Genomic DNA, 16670 nt, shown 5'->3' on the forward strand with positions numbered 1-16670 from the left:
GTCCATCATGTCCAGCAAAATTACCTTGCGTCATCGCTACACCGTCACGGCCGCCGTGTTCGCCGTTATCGCCATCGCCGTCGCCGGCACCCTGTCCGCCATCGGCGTGGACTCCACCGCCAACGCGCAACAAGCGCCGCAAGCGGCCGGCGTCGATGTCGCCGAAGTCGTCAGCAAACAGATCACCGACTGGCAGCAATATTCCGGTCGCCTCGAAGCAGTCGACCGCGTCGAGATCCGTCCGCTGGTGTCCGGCACCCTGACCGCCGTCCACTTCAAGGATGGCGCCATGGTCAAGAAGGGTGACGTGCTGTTCACCATCGACCCGCGCCCTTACGCCGCTGAAGTTGCTCGCGCACAAGCGCAGCTGGCCGGCGCCGAAGCCCGTGCCGCCTACACCGCCTCCGATGTGGCGCGCGGCCAACGCCTGCTGGGCGACAACGCCATCGCCAAGCGCGACTACGAAGAAAAGCAGAACGCTTCCCGTGAAGCCGCCGCCAACGTGCAAGCTGCGCAAGCCGCCCTGCGTTCGGCCAAGCTGAACCTGGAATACACGCAAATCGTCGCACCGGTCTCCGGTCGCATGTCGCGTGCCGAAGTCACCGTCGGCAACATCGTTTCGGTCGGTTCGGCAACACCATCGCTGTCGACACTGGTGTCAATGTCGAAGATCTACGCATCGTTTGACGTCGATGAGCAAAGCTTCCTGAAGTACGTCAACCCGGCGCGCGCCAAGGGCACCTCGGTCCCGGTGTTCCTGGGTCTGGCCAACGAAGACGCTTACTCGCGTGAAGGCAAGGTCGGTTCGATCGACAACCGCATCGACACTTCGTCCGGCACGATCCGCGTGCGCGCCGTCTTCGACAATGCCGACGGCCAGTTGCTGCCAGGCTTGTATGCACGCATCCGCCTCGGCGGCGGCGCACCGCGCGACGCTTTGCTGATTGATGAAAAAGCGCTCGGCACCGATCAGGACAAGCGCTTCGTGCTGGTGCTCGACAAGGACAACCACGCTACTTACCGTGAAGTCCGCGTCGGCGCCAACCAGGACGGCCTGCGTGTGATCGAAAGCGGCCTGAAGCCGGGTGAACGCATCGTCGTCAACGGCCTGCAACGCGTCCGTCCGGGCGACACCGTGGCGCCGAACCTGGTGCCGATGGTGAAGGTTGCCGGCGCTGCCGGTACTGCACCTGCAGCGGCCAAGACCGACAAGAAAGCTTAAACAAGATCGATCCAAAAGATCCGCATCAAAGTTTGCATCAAAAATTATCAACGGGGAATTCCCATGAATATTTCTAAATTCTTTATCGACCGCCCGATTTTTGCGGGTGTGCTGTCGATACTGCTGTTGCTGGCCGGGGTGTTGGCCATGTTCCAGCTGCCCATTTCCGAATATCCGGAAGTGGTGCCGCCATCGGTCGTGGTGCGCGCGTCGTATCCCGGCGCCAATCCGAAGGTCATCGCTGAAACCGTGGCCTCGCCGCTGGAAGAGCAGATCAACGGCGTGGAAAACATGCTGTACATGCAGTCGCAGGCAAACAGCGACGGCAACCTGACCATCACGGTCAACTTCCGTCTCGGCGTCGATCCCGACAAGGCACAGCAACTGGTGCAGAACCGCGTCTCGCAAGCCTTGCCGCGTCTGCCTGAAGACGTGCAACGCCTGGGCGTGACGACCATCAAGAGCTCGCCGACGCTGACCATGGTGGTCCACCTGATCTCGCCGGATGACCGCTACGACACCACCTACCTGCGCAACTACGCCGTGCTGAACGTGAAAGACCGCCTGGCCCGTATCCAGGGCGTGGGTGAAGTCGGCCTGTTCGGCTCGGGCAATTACTCGATGCGTGTCTGGCTGGATCCGAACAAGGTCTCGCAACGCGGCCTCACCGCCAGCGACGTGATCAAATCGATCCGCGAACAGAACGTGCAGGTTGCGGCCGGCGTGATCGGCGCTTCGCCGAACTCGCCTGACGTACCGGTGCAATTGTCCGTGAATGCCCAAGGTCGTCTGAAGACCGAAGAAGACTTCCGCGAAATCATCCTCAAGAGCGATGCCGGCGGCGCCATCACCAAGCTGGGCGATGTTGCCCGTATCGAGCTGGCCGCTTCCGAATATGGTCTGCGCGCGCTGCTGGACAACAAGCCTGCGGTGGCGATCCCGATCTTCCAGGCGCCTGGCGCCAACGCGCTGGACGTGTCGACGCAAGTGCGCGCCGCGATGAAGGACTTGTCGAAAGACTTCCCGTCGTCGGTCGAATACAAGATCGTGTATGACCCGACCCAATTCGTGCGTGCCAGTATCGAAGCGGTGGTGCATACCCTGCTCGAAGCGATTGCGCTGGTCGTGATCGTGGTGATCATCTTCCTGCAAACCTGGCGCGCCTCGATCATTCCGCTGCTGGCTGTGCCGGTGTCGATTGTCGGTACCTTCTCGCTGATGCTGGGCTTCGGTTATTCCATCAACGCGCTGTCGCTGTTCGGCATGGTGCTCGCCATCGGGATTGTGGTCGACGATGCCATTGTGGTGGTGGAGAACGTCGAGCGGAACATCGGCGCCGGCCTGACGCCGCGCGAGGCAACGTATCGCGCCATGCAGGAAGTGTCCGGTCCGATCATTGCGATTGCGCTGACACTGGTGGCGGTGTTCGTCCCGCTGGCCTTCATGACAGGCTTGACCGGTCAGTTCTACAAGCAGTTTGCAATGACGATTGCGATCTCGACCGTGATCTCGGCGTTCAACTCGCTGACACTGTCGCCGGCGCTGGCAGCGATGCTGCTCAAGGGTCACGATGCCAAGCCTGACTGGCTGACACGCCAGATGGATCGTTTCCTCGGTGGCTTCTTCGTCCGCTTCAATCGCTTCTTCAACCGCGCCTCCGACGGCTACGGCAAGGGCGTGACCGGTGTGATTTCCCGCAAGGGCGCAGTGATGGCCGTGTATGCCGTGCTGCTGGCAGCGACGGTCGGTATCGGCTATCTGGTGCCGGGCGGCTTCGTGCCAGGCCAGGACAAGCAATACCTGGTGAGCTTCGCCCAATTGCCGAACGGCGCCTCGATCGACCGTACTGAAGACGTGATCCGCAAGATGAGCGACATCATGTTGAAAGAACCCGGCGTGGAAAGCGCAGTCGCCTTCCCTGGCCTGTCGATCAACGGCTTCACCAACAGCTCGTCGGCCGGTATCGTGTTCGTCGCACTGAAGCCGTTCGAAGAACGCAAGAGCAAGGAATTGTCGGGTAACGCCATCGCCGCTTCGCTGGGCAAGAAATTCGGCGGCATCAAGGAAGCCTTCACGGCCGTTTTCCCACCGCCGCCGGTGATGGGTCTGGGCACGCTGGGCGGCTTCAAGATGCAGATCGAAGATCACGGCGCCGTCGGCTACGCTGAGCTCGACGCCGCAGCTCAAGCCTTCATGCAGGCGGCCAAGAAGGAACCTGCACTGGGCCCGATGTTCTCGAGCTATCAGATCAACGTACCGCAACTGGACGTCGACCTCGACCGCGTGAAAGCCAAGCAGCTCGGCATTCCCGTGACCGATGTGTTCAACACCATGCAGATCTACCTGGGTTCGCTGTACGTCAACGACTTCAACCGTTTCGGCCGCGTGTATCAGGTGCGTGCCCAGGCTGACGCGCAGTTCCGCGCCAAGGCCGACGACATCCTCGACCTGAAGACCCGCAACCTCGCCGGCGAGATGGTGCCGCTGTCGTCCGTGGTCAAGGTCAAGCAGACCTTCGGTCCTGAAATGGTGGTGCGTTACAACGGCTTCACCGCTGCCGACATCAACGGCGGCCCGGCTCCCGGCTACTCGTCGGATCAGGCCGAGAAAGCAGCGGAACGCGTTGCTGCAGCAACCTTGCCACGCGGCGTGCGTTTCGAATGGACCGACCTGACCTATCAGAAGATCCTCGCAGGCAATGCCGGCATCTGGGTGTTCCCGATCAGCGTGCTGCTGGTGTTCCTGGTGCTGGCTGCGCTGTATGAAAGCCTGACCCTGCCGCTGGCTGTGATCCTGATCGTGCCGATGAGCATCCTGGCGGCGCTGACCGGTGTCTGGCTGACCAAGGGCGACAACAACATCTTCACGCAAATCGGTCTGATGGTGCTGGTGGGTCTGTCGGCGAAGAACGCGATCCTGATCGTCGAATTCGCCCGTGAACTGGAACTGCAAGGCAGCACCGTGATCCGCGCCGCGATCGACGCCAGCCGTCTGCGTCTGCGTCCGATCCTGATGACCTCGATCGCTTTCATCATGGGCGTGGTGCCGCTGGTGACATCGTCGGGCGCCGGTTCGGAAATGCGCCATGCAATGGGCATTGCAGTGTTCTTCGGCATGCTGGGCGTGACGCTGTTTGGTCTGTTCCTGACACCGGTGTTCTACGTGTTGTTGCGCAGCATCGGCGGCAGCAAGAAACTGCACACTGCCCACAAGCATGAAGCACCGCTGACTGCAGGTTCACATGCCGACCAGCATGCTGCCCCAGCCGACTCGCACGATGGTCGTTAATCGCGGCCGATGAGCAAAGGAAAAATAACATGAACGCAATCTCAATCAACAAGCTCGGAGGCATGGGCGGCAAGCTGCTCAAGCCGCTTCGGATCAGTTCGGCCCTGCTGGCAGCAATGCTGGTGCTGGCAGGCTGCTCACTGGCGCCGACTTATGAACGCCCTGCGGTGAACACCTCGGTCGCCTACAAGGAAGCCGCCGATGCGAAAGCCGCCTCCGACTGGAAGACCGCGCAACCTGCGGAAGACCTGGCCCGCGGCGAATGGTGGAAGATCTTCAACGATGAAGGCCTCAATGCACTGGAAGCCCAGGCGCTGGACGCCAATCAGAACCTGAAGGCTGCCGCCGCCCGCCTGAGCCAGTCGCGTGCACTGCGCCAGGACGCACGCTCCGGCCTGTTCCCGCAAGTCAACGCCGGCTTCGGCGCGACCCGTCAACGTCCATCGCCGGCCTCACAAGGTCTGGCGCCGGACGCCAACACCACGCCGAACACCCTTTGGCGTGCACAGTTGGGCGTGTCGTATGAAGCCGATCTGTTCGGTCGCGTCGCCTCCACCGTGGATGCCGCCACCGCCGATGCGCAACGCAGCGAAGCGTTGTTCCACTCGGTGCGCCTGGCACTGCAAGCCGACGTCGCGCAGCAATACTTCCTGTTGCGCGAACTCGATGCCGAGCAAGAGTTGTACAGCGGCACCGTCGACCTGCGCACGCAATCGCTGAAGCTGGTGCAACGCCGTTTCGATGAAGGCGACATCAGCGAAGTCGACGTCGCCCGCGCCAAGTCGGAGCTGGCTTCCGCACAATCGGAATCCTTCGGCATCGCCCGTCAGCGCGCCAATGCAGAACATGCACTGGCTATTCTGCTGGGCAAGACACCGGCGGAATTCAACTTCACGCCGCAACCGCTGCAGCGTTTGTCGATCACGATTCCCGCGGGCCTGCCGTCCGACCTGCTGGAGCGCCGTCCCGACATCGCCGCCGCTGAACGCGCCATGGCCGCCGCCAATGCGCGCGTCGGCGTGGCCCGTTCGGCCTGGTTCCCGCGTCTGGATCTGACCGGCGGTCTCGGTTATGAATCGGCCAAGCTGGGGGACCTGTTCAACTGGTCCAGCCGCACCTTCCTGCTGGGTCCATTGGTGGGTACGGCGCTAACCTTGCCGATCTTCGACGGCGGTCGCCGTGAAGCCGGCGTCAACCGCGCCCGCGCTGCTTACGAAGAAGATGTCGCCAACTATCGCCAGACCGTGCTGACGGCGTTCCAGGAAGTCGAAGACAATCTCGCCAGCCTGCGCATCCTGGGCGACCAGACGCGCGCGCAGGATGACGCGGTATCGGCATCGAACCGCGCCGCCCGACTGTCGCATGTGCAATACCGCGAAGGCTCGGTCAGCTACTTCAACGTGATCGACGCCGACCGCACCGTGCTGCAACAACAGCGCGCTGCAGTTCAGCTGGATGGCGAACGTGCACGCTCGACCGTCAACCTGATCCGCGCACTCGGTGGCGGCTGGCATGCTCCTTCGGCTCCTACCGACACACAAGCCAAGAACGACGCTGCCGGCAACAAGATGTAAGTATATAAGTATGGAAGGGCGGTCCACTGCCATAGATGCCGTGGACCGTCATGAGGTGTTTCGTCCCCTTGCCGACCGGAGCGGTTGCCCATGCCGAGCTGGTCGGCTTTTTTATTCCCTGCGACGGTTTTGCATTGTCTTTATGATGGACAAATCAAATAGCCGTTGTTGTTCCTTGTTGTCATTAAAAACAGGGCGGACGTCATGGACGTCGCCAGTTATTTCATTCATTCCAGGAGTCACCATGTCGCTCACCATGCATCAGATTTCCATTCCCGTCTTCATCCGCGCGCTGAACAATCTGTCGGCCTTGCTCAACAAGGCCGTCGCCCACGCCGAAGAGAACAAGCTCGATCCGGACACGCTCCTGACCGCGCGCCTGTTTGAAGACATGTATCCGCTGACCGGACAGATCCAGCGCGCCAGCGATGCCGCCAAGTTCGGCGCTTCGCGTTTGTCGGCGGTTCAGCCGCCCAGCTTCGCCGACGAAGAAACCACCTTCCCGCAATTGCAGGAGCGTATCGCCAAGACCATTGCCTTCCTCGACACCGTGACGCCGGAACAATTCGAAGGCAGTGCAGAACGCGAAATCATCATCAAGCTGCGCGGCAACGAAACCAAATTCACCGGCCAGGCCTACCTGCTGACCTTCGCGCTGCCGAACTTCCTGTTCCACGTCACCACCGCCTACGACATCCTGCGTCACAAGGGCGTGAAGATCGGCAAGATGGATTACCTCGGGTTTTAAATCGACGGATTTCTATTATTTATGATTTTCGTTAAATAGAATTCTTTTCGCAGGGGCTGCTTATTCATATTTGAAGCGAACCCCTCTAGCATGGCGAGCACACCTTTAACCAAGGACACTCGCCATGCAAGATCCATCCCATTCACACCTCCTTCCGACTCAGCTCGCCAAATCCGTCACTGGCGAACAGCACTATCAAGTCGTCGTGCCCGGCGCCGCGAACGCCGCTCTGTTGTCTGTCGTGTCCTTTGAGGCTGTCGAAGCCTTGGGCGAACCGTACTGCATAAAAATCCGACTTACCCATCCCCAAGAACTCAACCGCGCCGACTACCTCGGCAAGGAAGCCAGCTTCAGCATCGCCGCAGGATTGCATGATCCGCGTGTGTTCGCGGGCTGCATTACTCAATTCAATAAACTTAAACAGACTCACGATTTCCATAGCTACGAGTTTGTCATCGAGCCACTGGTCTCACGCCTGCGCCTGACCCACGCTAGCCGCGTATTCCAGAAACAAACCGCGCCACAGATCATCGAAGGGATTCTTCGTCGTCACGGCTTCAACGGAAACCAGTTCCAGTTCAAGACCCGTCGCACCTATCCTGAACACGCCTTTCACCTGCAATACCAATTGAGCGACTGGGACTACATTCACCTTCTCATGCGGCAGGAAGGTCTCTATAGCTACTTCATCCCCGGCAAATTCGGCGACATCATCGTCTTCGGCGACGACATTGACCATTACATCTATCAGCCAGAATTGAAGGCCCCGTATCGAGAGAACGCCGGACTGGAGTCTGGTCAGGAAACTGTCTCCAGTCTGCAAACGCAATCACAAACTGTGCCTGCCTCCTACCTTGTCGCCGACTATCATCCAGCCGACGCCTGGGAGCGTTTCAAGCAAGAAGCCAACATTGCCCGCGCCGACAAGACCACCTACGGTCAACCCTACGTCTACGGTAGTCACCATCTGGATCAAGCTGGCGCCAAATGGGAAGCGCAACTTCGTCATGAAGCCGCTATTACCAGTCAGATCGTCTACAGCGGCCAGAGCAACATCCTCGAACTGCATCCGGCGCGCATCCTGCGTACGGATCAATCCTTGCCGGATGCGCCCAACGGCCAAGTCATCATTCGCGTCACCCACAGCGGTGCACGCGACGCCGCTTATAAAAACAGCTTCACAGCCATTCCGAGCGATCGCCGTTACCGCATTCCTCTTAACGAAACCAATTGGCCGAAGATTTTCGGCACGCTCTCGGCAAGGGTCACCTCGCCCGGCAAATACCCGCATGCCCACCTCACCAAGCACGGCCACTACACAGTGCGTTTCGATCTTGATTTCGACGAATGGAATCCGGGTGGTGAAAGTGTCGCTCTCCGTTTGGCGAAACCCTTCGCCGGCGCCAACGAAACCGGCTTCCACTTCCCGATCATCGATGGCACTGAAGCGGCGATTGCCTTCATGGACGGCAATCCCAACAAGCCATACATCGCCCATCTGCACCACAACAGCCGCCACCCCGATCACATCACCACCGAGGACCGCTGGTTAAGCCGTAACGTCATTCGCACGCAAAGCAACAACAAGCTGCGCATGGAAGACTGGAAAGGGCAAGAGCATATCAAGCTCAGTACTGAGCATTCCGGCAAGAGTCAGCTGAACTTGGGTCATCTGGTCGACAGCCAGAAGCAAGCACGCGGCGCGGGAGCGGAACTACGCACCGACGGTCATGTGGCGATCCGGGGCGGCAAAGGCGTCTTCCTGAGCGCCGATACACAGCCGGGAGCCCAGGGCCATCAGCTCGACATGCAAACTGCTATTGCCAATCTGGAAACCTCCCTGGAGCAGACCTACGCCTTGACTCAGGCCACCAAATCTGCGCAAGCCATCGCCGCCGACTACGACCAACAGAAAGCACTTCTCAACGACACCTTGAAACAACTCCGGCAAGCCGGCATTGTCCTGAGCGCACCGGCCGGCATTGCGCTCGCATCAGGAGCTGATTTGCAAGTCAGCTCCCGCGGACATCTGATCGCCACGGCAGGCGGCAATGCCGACATCAGCGTGATGAAACGTTTTACGGTAGCCGCAGGTGGCCTCGTCTCGCTGATCGCACACAAGCTCGGCATGAAGCTGTTCGCCGCCAAAGGCAAGGTCGATATCCAGGCGCAAAGCGATGAGATACATCTGATCTCGGACAAGAACATGTTTGTCACCAGCGCCAACGGCAAAGTGGAAATCAACGCCAAGGAAGAAATCCTGCTCAAGTGCGGCGGATCCTATATCCGTATTACTGCCTCCGGCATCGAAGACGGCACGCCCGGTGCCAGTGTGGTCAAAGCAGGAAGCCATGGCCGGCCAGGGCCGACGTCGTTGCCGCAAACACTACCAGTGCTACCGCAGCCACATCTGCAAACAAACAGCAGCTTCAAAGCATCTCTTTAATCCAGGGACATTGACCCATGATCATCAGCCCGCCATTCCTCTTGCCCATTGTTGGGCAAGACAAAAAGAGTACCTCAAAAAAACAAGCAGACGACGAGCGCACAGAGGCCGCCATGCCACCCTCGGCCAGCCGCCTCGTCGGCGGCACCGGCGCGGAAGAAGGCGCGTTCCCGGTCAGTAACCATCTGATGTGGCACAACGGCGTGCATCTGCAAGCGCCAGACCTCGGCGACCGCATCCTGCCATTGCACGCCATCGCCGACGGCGAAATCCTGTTTTTGAACAGGCCCACGCCGCACTCGGCCGACCCGCTAGAAGGTTTGAACTACGATGAAGGCTGGACTGACAACGGCTGCATCATCCTCAAGCACATGACCGAAATCGGTGCTGCAGGCGACCGGCCGGTGAGCGTGACTTACTACAGCGTCTACATGCACATCGAAAAATTCATCGGTGGATTGGCCGAAGGTAAAAAGGTCTACCGCAAGGATGTGCTGGGTGGCGCCGGCCGGGTCTATGGTCACAGCAAGCAGGTGCACTTTGAAATCTGCTCCGATGCCGACAATCTGAAAAAAATCATCGGTCGACATCCGACCTGGCAAGACCCACAACACCCGCCCGCCAAGGACGGCCGCACCGACAGCGTCTTCGGCAATCTGTACGTGTACCTGCCTGCGGCCACCCCCACCAGCAACACCGCTCCCGCCGACCATTTGCGTCACGACACAGGCAGCACTCTGGGGGCAGCGCAATGGATCAAACTCGACTACGGGGATGGAGGCTCGACACCCGGCGCCTGTGTCTTGACCAGCTACAGCGCCACAGGACAGCCGGGCAACACCCGCACGGACAACGATGCCGAATACAACCTCTATAAGGACGCCACCGATCGTCACAGCACCGTCATCAAGGCACACCCCCATGCCCAGAGCAGCACGTCCGGCTGGTATGAGTTATTGCGCTTTGGCAGAAACCTCGGCAGAAGCGATACCGACAAAGACCCCTTGCCGGATAACGCCGCCCATTGGCGCAAGATCAAGACGATTGCCGGCAACGAAGTCTGGGCTGATCTGAACGCTCCTGGCAGCTACAAATTCAGCGACGCTGACTTCTTGCCGCAGTTCGGTTGGAATTGCTATGACGACGACATCGCAGACAAAGATCAGCGTTGCGATTCGCTGAAACTGAAAGCGTTAATTCGCACCCAAGGCGACCAGCCCGACCCGGACCGCAACAAGGACGACGTCAAGCTCTCCAGGCGATTGGGAGATAAGGACGTGGCGCGCGCTTTGCGCAGAACCATCTGCAAATTTCCGAACGAATGGGACAGAAGCACGATCAGCCAACGCTATGGATGGCTCAATGAGATGGAATATGGCTTCAAAGACCGCCCGGACGACTGGAAGCGTTTTGAAAACCATCTCAAGGCCATCAGCTTCGACAAACTTCCCCAGGAATATCTGAACGCGCAGTGGCATTTCCATCCAACGGAGTTCATCAAACATTTCAGGAAGTGTCGGTGGTTAAATGAAGACGAACTGAAACAAATTTACCCCGGTGCATCTTCTGCCAATCGTACTAAATACCGGATCCCTGTAAGCAGATCCATTAGAAAGTATCTAATAACTACCCCTCTAAGAATGGCCCATTTTTTGGGGCAAGCAGCAGTTGAGACCAATCAATTCTTGTGGATGTCTGAACTATATAGCGGTAGCGCCTATGACTATTTCAGACATTACGCAAAAGCAAGCAATTTTAAAGGTTGGCTCGGAAATGTCGAATGGAACGATGGCGGCACATATAGGGGTAGAGGATTCAAGCAGTTGACAGGTCGAGCAAACTACGCTTTGTATTGGGTCTACAAAGGATGGTTACAAAGTAGTTCATTTTCGGATGATTGGTGGAAGAACACTGGCTGGTGGGGGCTGTCAGGAAACTCCATTCCACCTGCTATGTTGGCTACTCTTCCTATACAAAATGATCAAATCGTTGTGCAACTCAAGGAGCAGATGCGCCCTCCGATCATTGTTAATCCAGATAGGGTGAACACTGAATTGGAAGCCAGCATTGATACGGCAGGCTGGTTTTGGGCAAGAAATACCTTGCTCATTGCCGCTGATTCGGATGACGTTGCAGCTATGACGAGAAAAATTCGCGGTGATGCAGCTTCTGTGGGTGTGACTACCTCATGGCCAGTTTCGGCACACTTTACTGAACGAACAGAACAGACAAGCCGGATCAAAAAGTTGTTAGGAGAAATTTAAAATGAAGTTTTTCATCTTTCTTGCCGCACTATTTGTTACGAATATTTCTTTAGCCGAAAAAACTAATATTGAATGTCGCCCTGCAGCTTCGGGGGTGGAATTGATAGCTGAAGGAGGCATGCAACTTTCTATTCCTGGCAGGATTGACTGTCAGTTTAGCTACGAGTTAATTGAAGATGTTGACGGTTTAAAAAGTGAAGGCATCTTTATCGGACCAACTGAGAGCGAGTTAGGCCCCCGTGCAGCATACACAGTCTACGTAAGGCCGACAGGATCAAATGGCTTTGAACTAGCGGGTGATATTCCTGTGGCGGCTAACCAAATTACCAAAGGACGATATCAATACGTCGAACAAGAAGGCGGTGGGCTTTACCTTAGTTACTACGTGATCAAAGACAGGAAAATTACACTGTCCCCTCTGTCTAAAGCTTTGATGATTGAAGGACTTTATTGCATTAGTCAATCACGAGTAACCAATATGATATCTGTTGAAAAGAAAGCCTCCTGCATAAAAAAGCTACGCGCGACCTTTGAAAAGCCAATATGCGTACTCACAGCGGACAACGTTAGCCGAGTTGTAGCACGAAGCCAATGTTCGGATGTCAGACTGTAGAGCACCGGGGAACTCGTCGACGCGACTGTCTATATGAACCCGAGCCGGCACATGTCGGATCTTTTTCTTTCCGGCAGCAGTTTCATAAAAACTATCAATCGACCACAAAGCGGCTGTGGCTGGCGCTTCCCGGGCAGTGCTTAAATCATTGGCAAATGCTTGTCTTTGATTTTTTCACGTGTTACGATCCGCCCCGTTACAAACTTCGGAGTTCCTCCTGTGGACAGTTCCAGTAGTCGATCTTTGATCGGCCGGCCACAGCCAAGGTAATCGCGCATCGTCTTTCGCCGCTACCTTGCCTGTCCGGCAAGTGGCGGCATCCGGCAATCGGTTCACGACTGCCCGGCTCCAGCCCCCTCTTTTTTATTGTTGCGTACTGCCTGCCGCCTGCTTGCGGCGGCGGCGTCGCGGTCCTGCGCCATACCGCAGCGGCCCTCTTTTTTGTCGTCGTTTTTTCAGGAGAAAAATATGGATCCAGACCCTGAGCCCGTCCGGCGCTTCGCCGACGTCAACACCGCTTTCACGTTTACTTTATTCCGGTCCCGCACCGGAGGCATGCCCGCGTCTCTGAGTTGAGACGCGGCTCCTCCGGCGCAGGCCGGTCAGGAGATACCCATGTTTCAATTCCTCGTTTTCATCCGTCCCTGCGCGCTGCAGGCACAACAATTCCTCGCTGCACGCGGCCCGCGCAAACTCAACACCGTTCTCGCCGCCGTCTTCTGCGCAGCGGCATCTTCGAGCGCACATGCCGGCCGTCCCATGGCGACCGACGATGCCGCCGTGCTCGACGAAGGAGCGTGCCAGCTTGAGACTTGGACCGAGCACTCGTCTGCCCTCAATACCAGCTGGCTCAACCCGTCCTGCAATCCCTTCGGCAGCACCGAGTTCGCGCTCGGCGCCGCACATCAGCAAGATCGTCGGGACAGCAGCGCCAACACCGCTCTGATGAGCTGGCAAGTCAAGCATCTGCTGCGCACCTACGATGATCAGCAGACCGGCTTCGCCATCGCCACCGGCGGGCAGCACGCGCGCGCCAGCGGCGACAATGAGACCTTCATCAAGGGGATCGCAACCCTGCCGCTGCAAGGCGAGAACTTGCTGGCGCATCTCAATGCGGGCGGCATCCGGCAACGTGATCAGCGCGGCGGCAACTATCGCGGCACCTGGGGCATGGCGTTGGATGCGGAAGTCTCGGCAGGCACGCGCGTGTCGATCGAGACTTTCGGTGTCACGAGCACCGGCACCAACTGGCAACTCGGCCTGCGCCGCGAACTGATTCCCGACCGTCTGCAGCTTGATGCCAGCATCGGCAGTCCGTTCGGACGCTGGCCACAGGGCCGCATCGTGACGCTGGGGCTGGTATTCGTGACGCCTTCGCTCAAGCGCTGACGGCGTCATCGCAAATGGGCTTATGGACCGTAGGGATATCGCTTCGCGATTTTCAACTAGAATCGACATCCTTCGTGCGCCTGCGCCATCGCGGTTCAGGCCTTGCAATTTTTGCAAGCGATAGCGCCACCCATACGGCAGCCTCCCCAAAAAATCCATCCCGGCCATCGCGCCGGCCATGTGATCCACCACCGGAGAGAACCATGCCATACAGCCTGCCCGCCCTGCCTTACGCCTACGACGCGCTGGAGCCGCACATCGATTCCCAGACCATGGAAATCCATCACACCAAGCATCACCAGACCTACATCAATAACCTCAACGCCGCCGTAGCCGGCACCGAATGGGAAAAACTCAGCGTCGAAGAACTGGTGACGCGCGTCAAGGAGGTCCCTGACAGCATCAAGGCCGCCGTGATCAACCAGGGTGGCGGCCACGCCAATCATTCGCTGTTCTGGCTGGTCATGTCGCCGACCGGCGGCGGCGCGCCCGGCGGCAAACTGGCCGCCGCCATCGACGCCGAACTCGGCGGTTTCAATGCCTTCAAGGAAGCATTCACCAAAGCCGCGATCTCGCGCTTCGGCAGCGGCTGGGCCTGGCTCAGCGTGACGCCGCAAAAGAAACTGATAGTCGAAAGCAGCGGCAACCAGGACAGCCCGCTGATGAACGGCAACACGCCCATCCTCGGCCTCGACGTGTGGGAACACGCCTACTACCTGCGTTACCAGAACCGCCTCCCGGAATACATCGGCGCCTTCTACAACGTCGTCAACTGGCCGGAAGTCGCGCGCCGTTATGCCGCAGCCGTGCAGTAAGGCGGTCGGGTTTACGCAGGAAGGGAGGATCGCAACATGACCATGCACATTCAGGACGTGGCGCTGCTGGAACAGGAGCAGCGCGCCATGGTCTCCCACCTGGCGCGCGTGCAGCATCGCTGCAGCGCGGTGATCCAGGAGCAGGCCGCCGAGATCGCCGCGCTCCAGGCACAGGCTATGCGCCTGCGCGCGGCCGTGATCGCGCGCGATTCGGCGCTGGCCTGGGCGCATGAAGATCGCGCCGCGCTGGAGGCGGCGATCCCCGACCTGCCGCAACGCTCGGCACTGGCGCGGCAGGTGAAGGAACTGAGCAAACGCCTGCAGGAGTTGATGCGGGAGAAAATGCTGCCGGCGTATGCACCCGCGATTTCTTCGACGACGACCGACGAACGGGAGAAGACGGAATCGGCGGAGTCGGTGGAATCGGGCGAACTATCAGGCCTGGAAGCCAGCATCGTCGCCGCCGACCTGGTGATCTGCCAGACCGGCTGCCTCAGTCACGGCGCCTACTGGCGGGTGCAAGACCACTGCAAGCGCACCGGCAAGACCTGCATGCTGGGGGAACAACCTGCCAGCGTACGCATCGTGCGCATTCACCAGGACGGTGATGGCGGACGCAGCAGCGCGCTGGAACAGCAAGCGCCTGTTACGCCGGAAGATTAGGCTCGCCGACATCCATGCCTACGCGCTGCAGCAGCTGATGGCTGCGGCGTGACAGATGGGCCAGCTGCAGGCGTTTGCCGGCCCGGGTATACCGCTCGGACAGCGCTTCCAATGCCGCGATCGCCGAATGATCGGCCAGATGCAGATGGCGGCAGTCAACCACCACGCGCTGCGGATCCTGCGCCGGATCGAACAGCTCCTGGAAATGCGCGGTCGATGCGAAGAACAGCGTGCCATGCGGAACATAAGTTTTTTCGCCATCACCCGCATCCTGCACCTCGGCGCGAATCTCGCGCGCATGCTGCCACGCGAAATTGAGCGCCGCGATCACGATACCGCACAGCACCGCCACCGCCAGATCCGTGAACACCGTAATCACCGTGACCGCGACGATCACCAGCGCATCGTTGCGCGGCACCTTGCCGAGCACGCGCAGCGAACCCCACGCGAAGGTCTGCTGCGCCACCACGAACATCACGCCCACCAGCGCAGCCAGCGGAATGCGTTCGATCAGCGGCGACAGGAACAGGATGAACAGCAAAATCATCACGCCGCTGACCGCGCCCGACAGCCGCGAACGGCCGCCCGAGCTGAGGTTGATCATGGTCTGGCCGATCATGGCGCAACCGCCCATGCCGCCGAACAGTCCCGACACCACGTTGGCCGCGCCCAGCGCCAGGCATTCGCGATTGGCCTGGCCGCGCGTCTCGGTGATTTCATCGGTGAGGTTGAGCGTGAGCAGCGTTTCCAGCAAACCGACGATGGCCATCAGCACCGCGTACGGCGCGACGATGCGCAAGGTCTCCAGCGTCAGCGGCACCTCGGGGAAATGCCACATCGGCAAACCGCCGGCAATATGCGCCATGTCACCCAGCGTGCGCGTCGGCAAACCGGTTGCCTGGCTCAGTACGGCCACACCGACGATCGCCGCCAGCGCCGGCGGGATCGCACGCGTCAGGCGCGGCAACAGATAAACGATCAGCATCGTCGCCGCCACCAGCGCCGCCATGATCAGCAACGGCGTGCCGTGCAACCAGTGCGTGCCGCTGGCATCGGTCTGTTTGAAATGTTCGAACTGCGCCATCGCGATCACGATCGCCAGGCCGTTGACGAAACCCAGCATCACCGGATGCGGCACCATGCGGATCAGCTTGCCCAGCCGCAGCGCGCCGAACAGCAGCATCAGCACGCCGCTGAGCACCACCGTCAACAGGAAGTATTGCGCACCGTGCTGCGCCACCAGCGCTACGATCACCACCGCCATCGATCCGGCCGCGCCGGAAATCATGCCTGGGCGGCCGCCGAACAGCGCCGTGACGGTGCAAATGAAGAAGGCGCCGTACAAACCCATTAATGGATTGAGCTGGGCCACCAGCGCGAACGCGATGCACTCGGGCACCAGCGCAAACGACGAGGTCAGGCCGGCCAGCACATTGGCTTTGCCGTGCGAGAACCATTCGTCGCGAAAAGTAGTTGTATTCATTGGTCGTTATCCATAATCCGAAGCCGGTGCACACTTCTGCGTTCATGCAATATGCACACCAGCAACTGGAGAAACAGCGATGACGACCTGCAGGAAAAAACAAGGCCCGCACAAAAAACAGGCGATGCTTCAGGGAAATGGAGATGTCAGATTGTTGCGCAGGAG

At 59.2% G+C, this 16670-nt stretch carries 11 protein-coding genes; 10 read left to right on the forward strand and 1 reads right to left on the reverse strand.

Features of this window, described 5'->3' with window-relative positions:
- The first annotated feature begins 7 nt into the window (after positions 1 to 7).
- The 10 genes from ACIROW_RS12200 (at position 8) to ACIROW_RS12245 (ending at position 15022) form a co-directional block, all read left to right on the forward strand.
- The gene (locus ACIROW_RS12200; protein WP_402275700.1) at positions 8 to 1222 is read left to right on the forward strand and encodes an efflux RND transporter periplasmic adaptor subunit; all 1215 of its coding nucleotides are present in this window, start codon (positions 8 to 10) and stop codon (positions 1220 to 1222) included.
- A gap of 63 nt (positions 1223 to 1285) precedes the next feature.
- On the forward strand, positions 1286 to 4510 hold the full coding sequence (locus ACIROW_RS12205; protein ID WP_402275703.1) for an efflux RND transporter permease subunit: 3225 nt from the start codon (positions 1286 to 1288) through the stop codon (positions 4508 to 4510).
- A 29-nt stretch (positions 4511 to 4539) separates the two neighbouring features.
- On the forward strand, positions 4540 to 6084 hold the full coding sequence (locus ACIROW_RS12210; RefSeq protein ID WP_402275705.1) for an efflux transporter outer membrane subunit: 1545 nt from the start codon (positions 4540 to 4542) through the stop codon (positions 6082 to 6084).
- A 244-nt stretch (positions 6085 to 6328) separates the two neighbouring features.
- Positions 6329 to 6832, forward strand: a complete 504-nt coding sequence (locus ACIROW_RS12215) for a DUF1993 family protein (RefSeq protein ID WP_402275708.1) — start codon at positions 6329 to 6331, stop codon at positions 6830 to 6832.
- Positions 6833 to 6956: 124 nt separating this feature from the next.
- A complete protein-coding gene (locus ACIROW_RS12220) occupies positions 6957 to 9278 on the forward strand; it encodes a type VI secretion system Vgr family protein (protein WP_402275710.1) in 2322 nt (773 codons plus the stop codon).
- A gap of 17 nt (positions 9279 to 9295) precedes the next feature.
- The gene (locus ACIROW_RS12225; protein WP_402275713.1) at positions 9296 to 11542 is read left to right on the forward strand and encodes a hypothetical protein; all 2247 of its coding nucleotides are present in this window, start codon (positions 9296 to 9298) and stop codon (positions 11540 to 11542) included.
- A gap of 1 nt (position 11543) precedes the next feature.
- Positions 11544 to 12155: a hypothetical protein gene (locus ACIROW_RS12230; protein WP_402275715.1), complete on the forward strand. Its 612-nt coding sequence runs from the start codon at positions 11544 to 11546 to the stop codon at positions 12153 to 12155.
- Between the two features lie 615 nt (positions 12156 to 12770).
- Positions 12771 to 13544, forward strand: a complete 774-nt coding sequence (locus ACIROW_RS12235) for a hypothetical protein (RefSeq protein WP_402275717.1) — start codon at positions 12771 to 12773, stop codon at positions 13542 to 13544.
- A 203-nt stretch (positions 13545 to 13747) separates the two neighbouring features.
- Positions 13748 to 14359, forward strand: coding sequence for a superoxide dismutase (locus ACIROW_RS12240; RefSeq protein ID WP_402275720.1), 612 nt, complete (start codon positions 13748 to 13750; stop codon positions 14357 to 14359).
- Positions 14360 to 14395: 36 nt separating this feature from the next.
- The gene (locus ACIROW_RS12245; protein WP_402275722.1) at positions 14396 to 15022 is read left to right on the forward strand and encodes a DUF2325 domain-containing protein; all 627 of its coding nucleotides are present in this window, start codon (positions 14396 to 14398) and stop codon (positions 15020 to 15022) included.
- Here ACIROW_RS12245 and ACIROW_RS12250 read toward each other — a convergent pair.
- On the reverse strand, positions 15006 to 16505 hold the full coding sequence (locus ACIROW_RS12250; protein WP_402275725.1) for a SulP family inorganic anion transporter: 1500 nt from the start codon (positions 16503 to 16505) through the stop codon (positions 15006 to 15008). The genes ACIROW_RS12245 and ACIROW_RS12250 overlap by 17 nt on opposite strands.
- Positions 16506 to 16670: the final 165 nt, after the last annotated feature.

It is taken from the genome of Herbaspirillum sp. NPDC101397, from assembly GCF_044767325.1.
Lineage (GTDB): Bacteria > Pseudomonadota > Gammaproteobacteria > Burkholderiales > Burkholderiaceae_D > Herbaspirillum.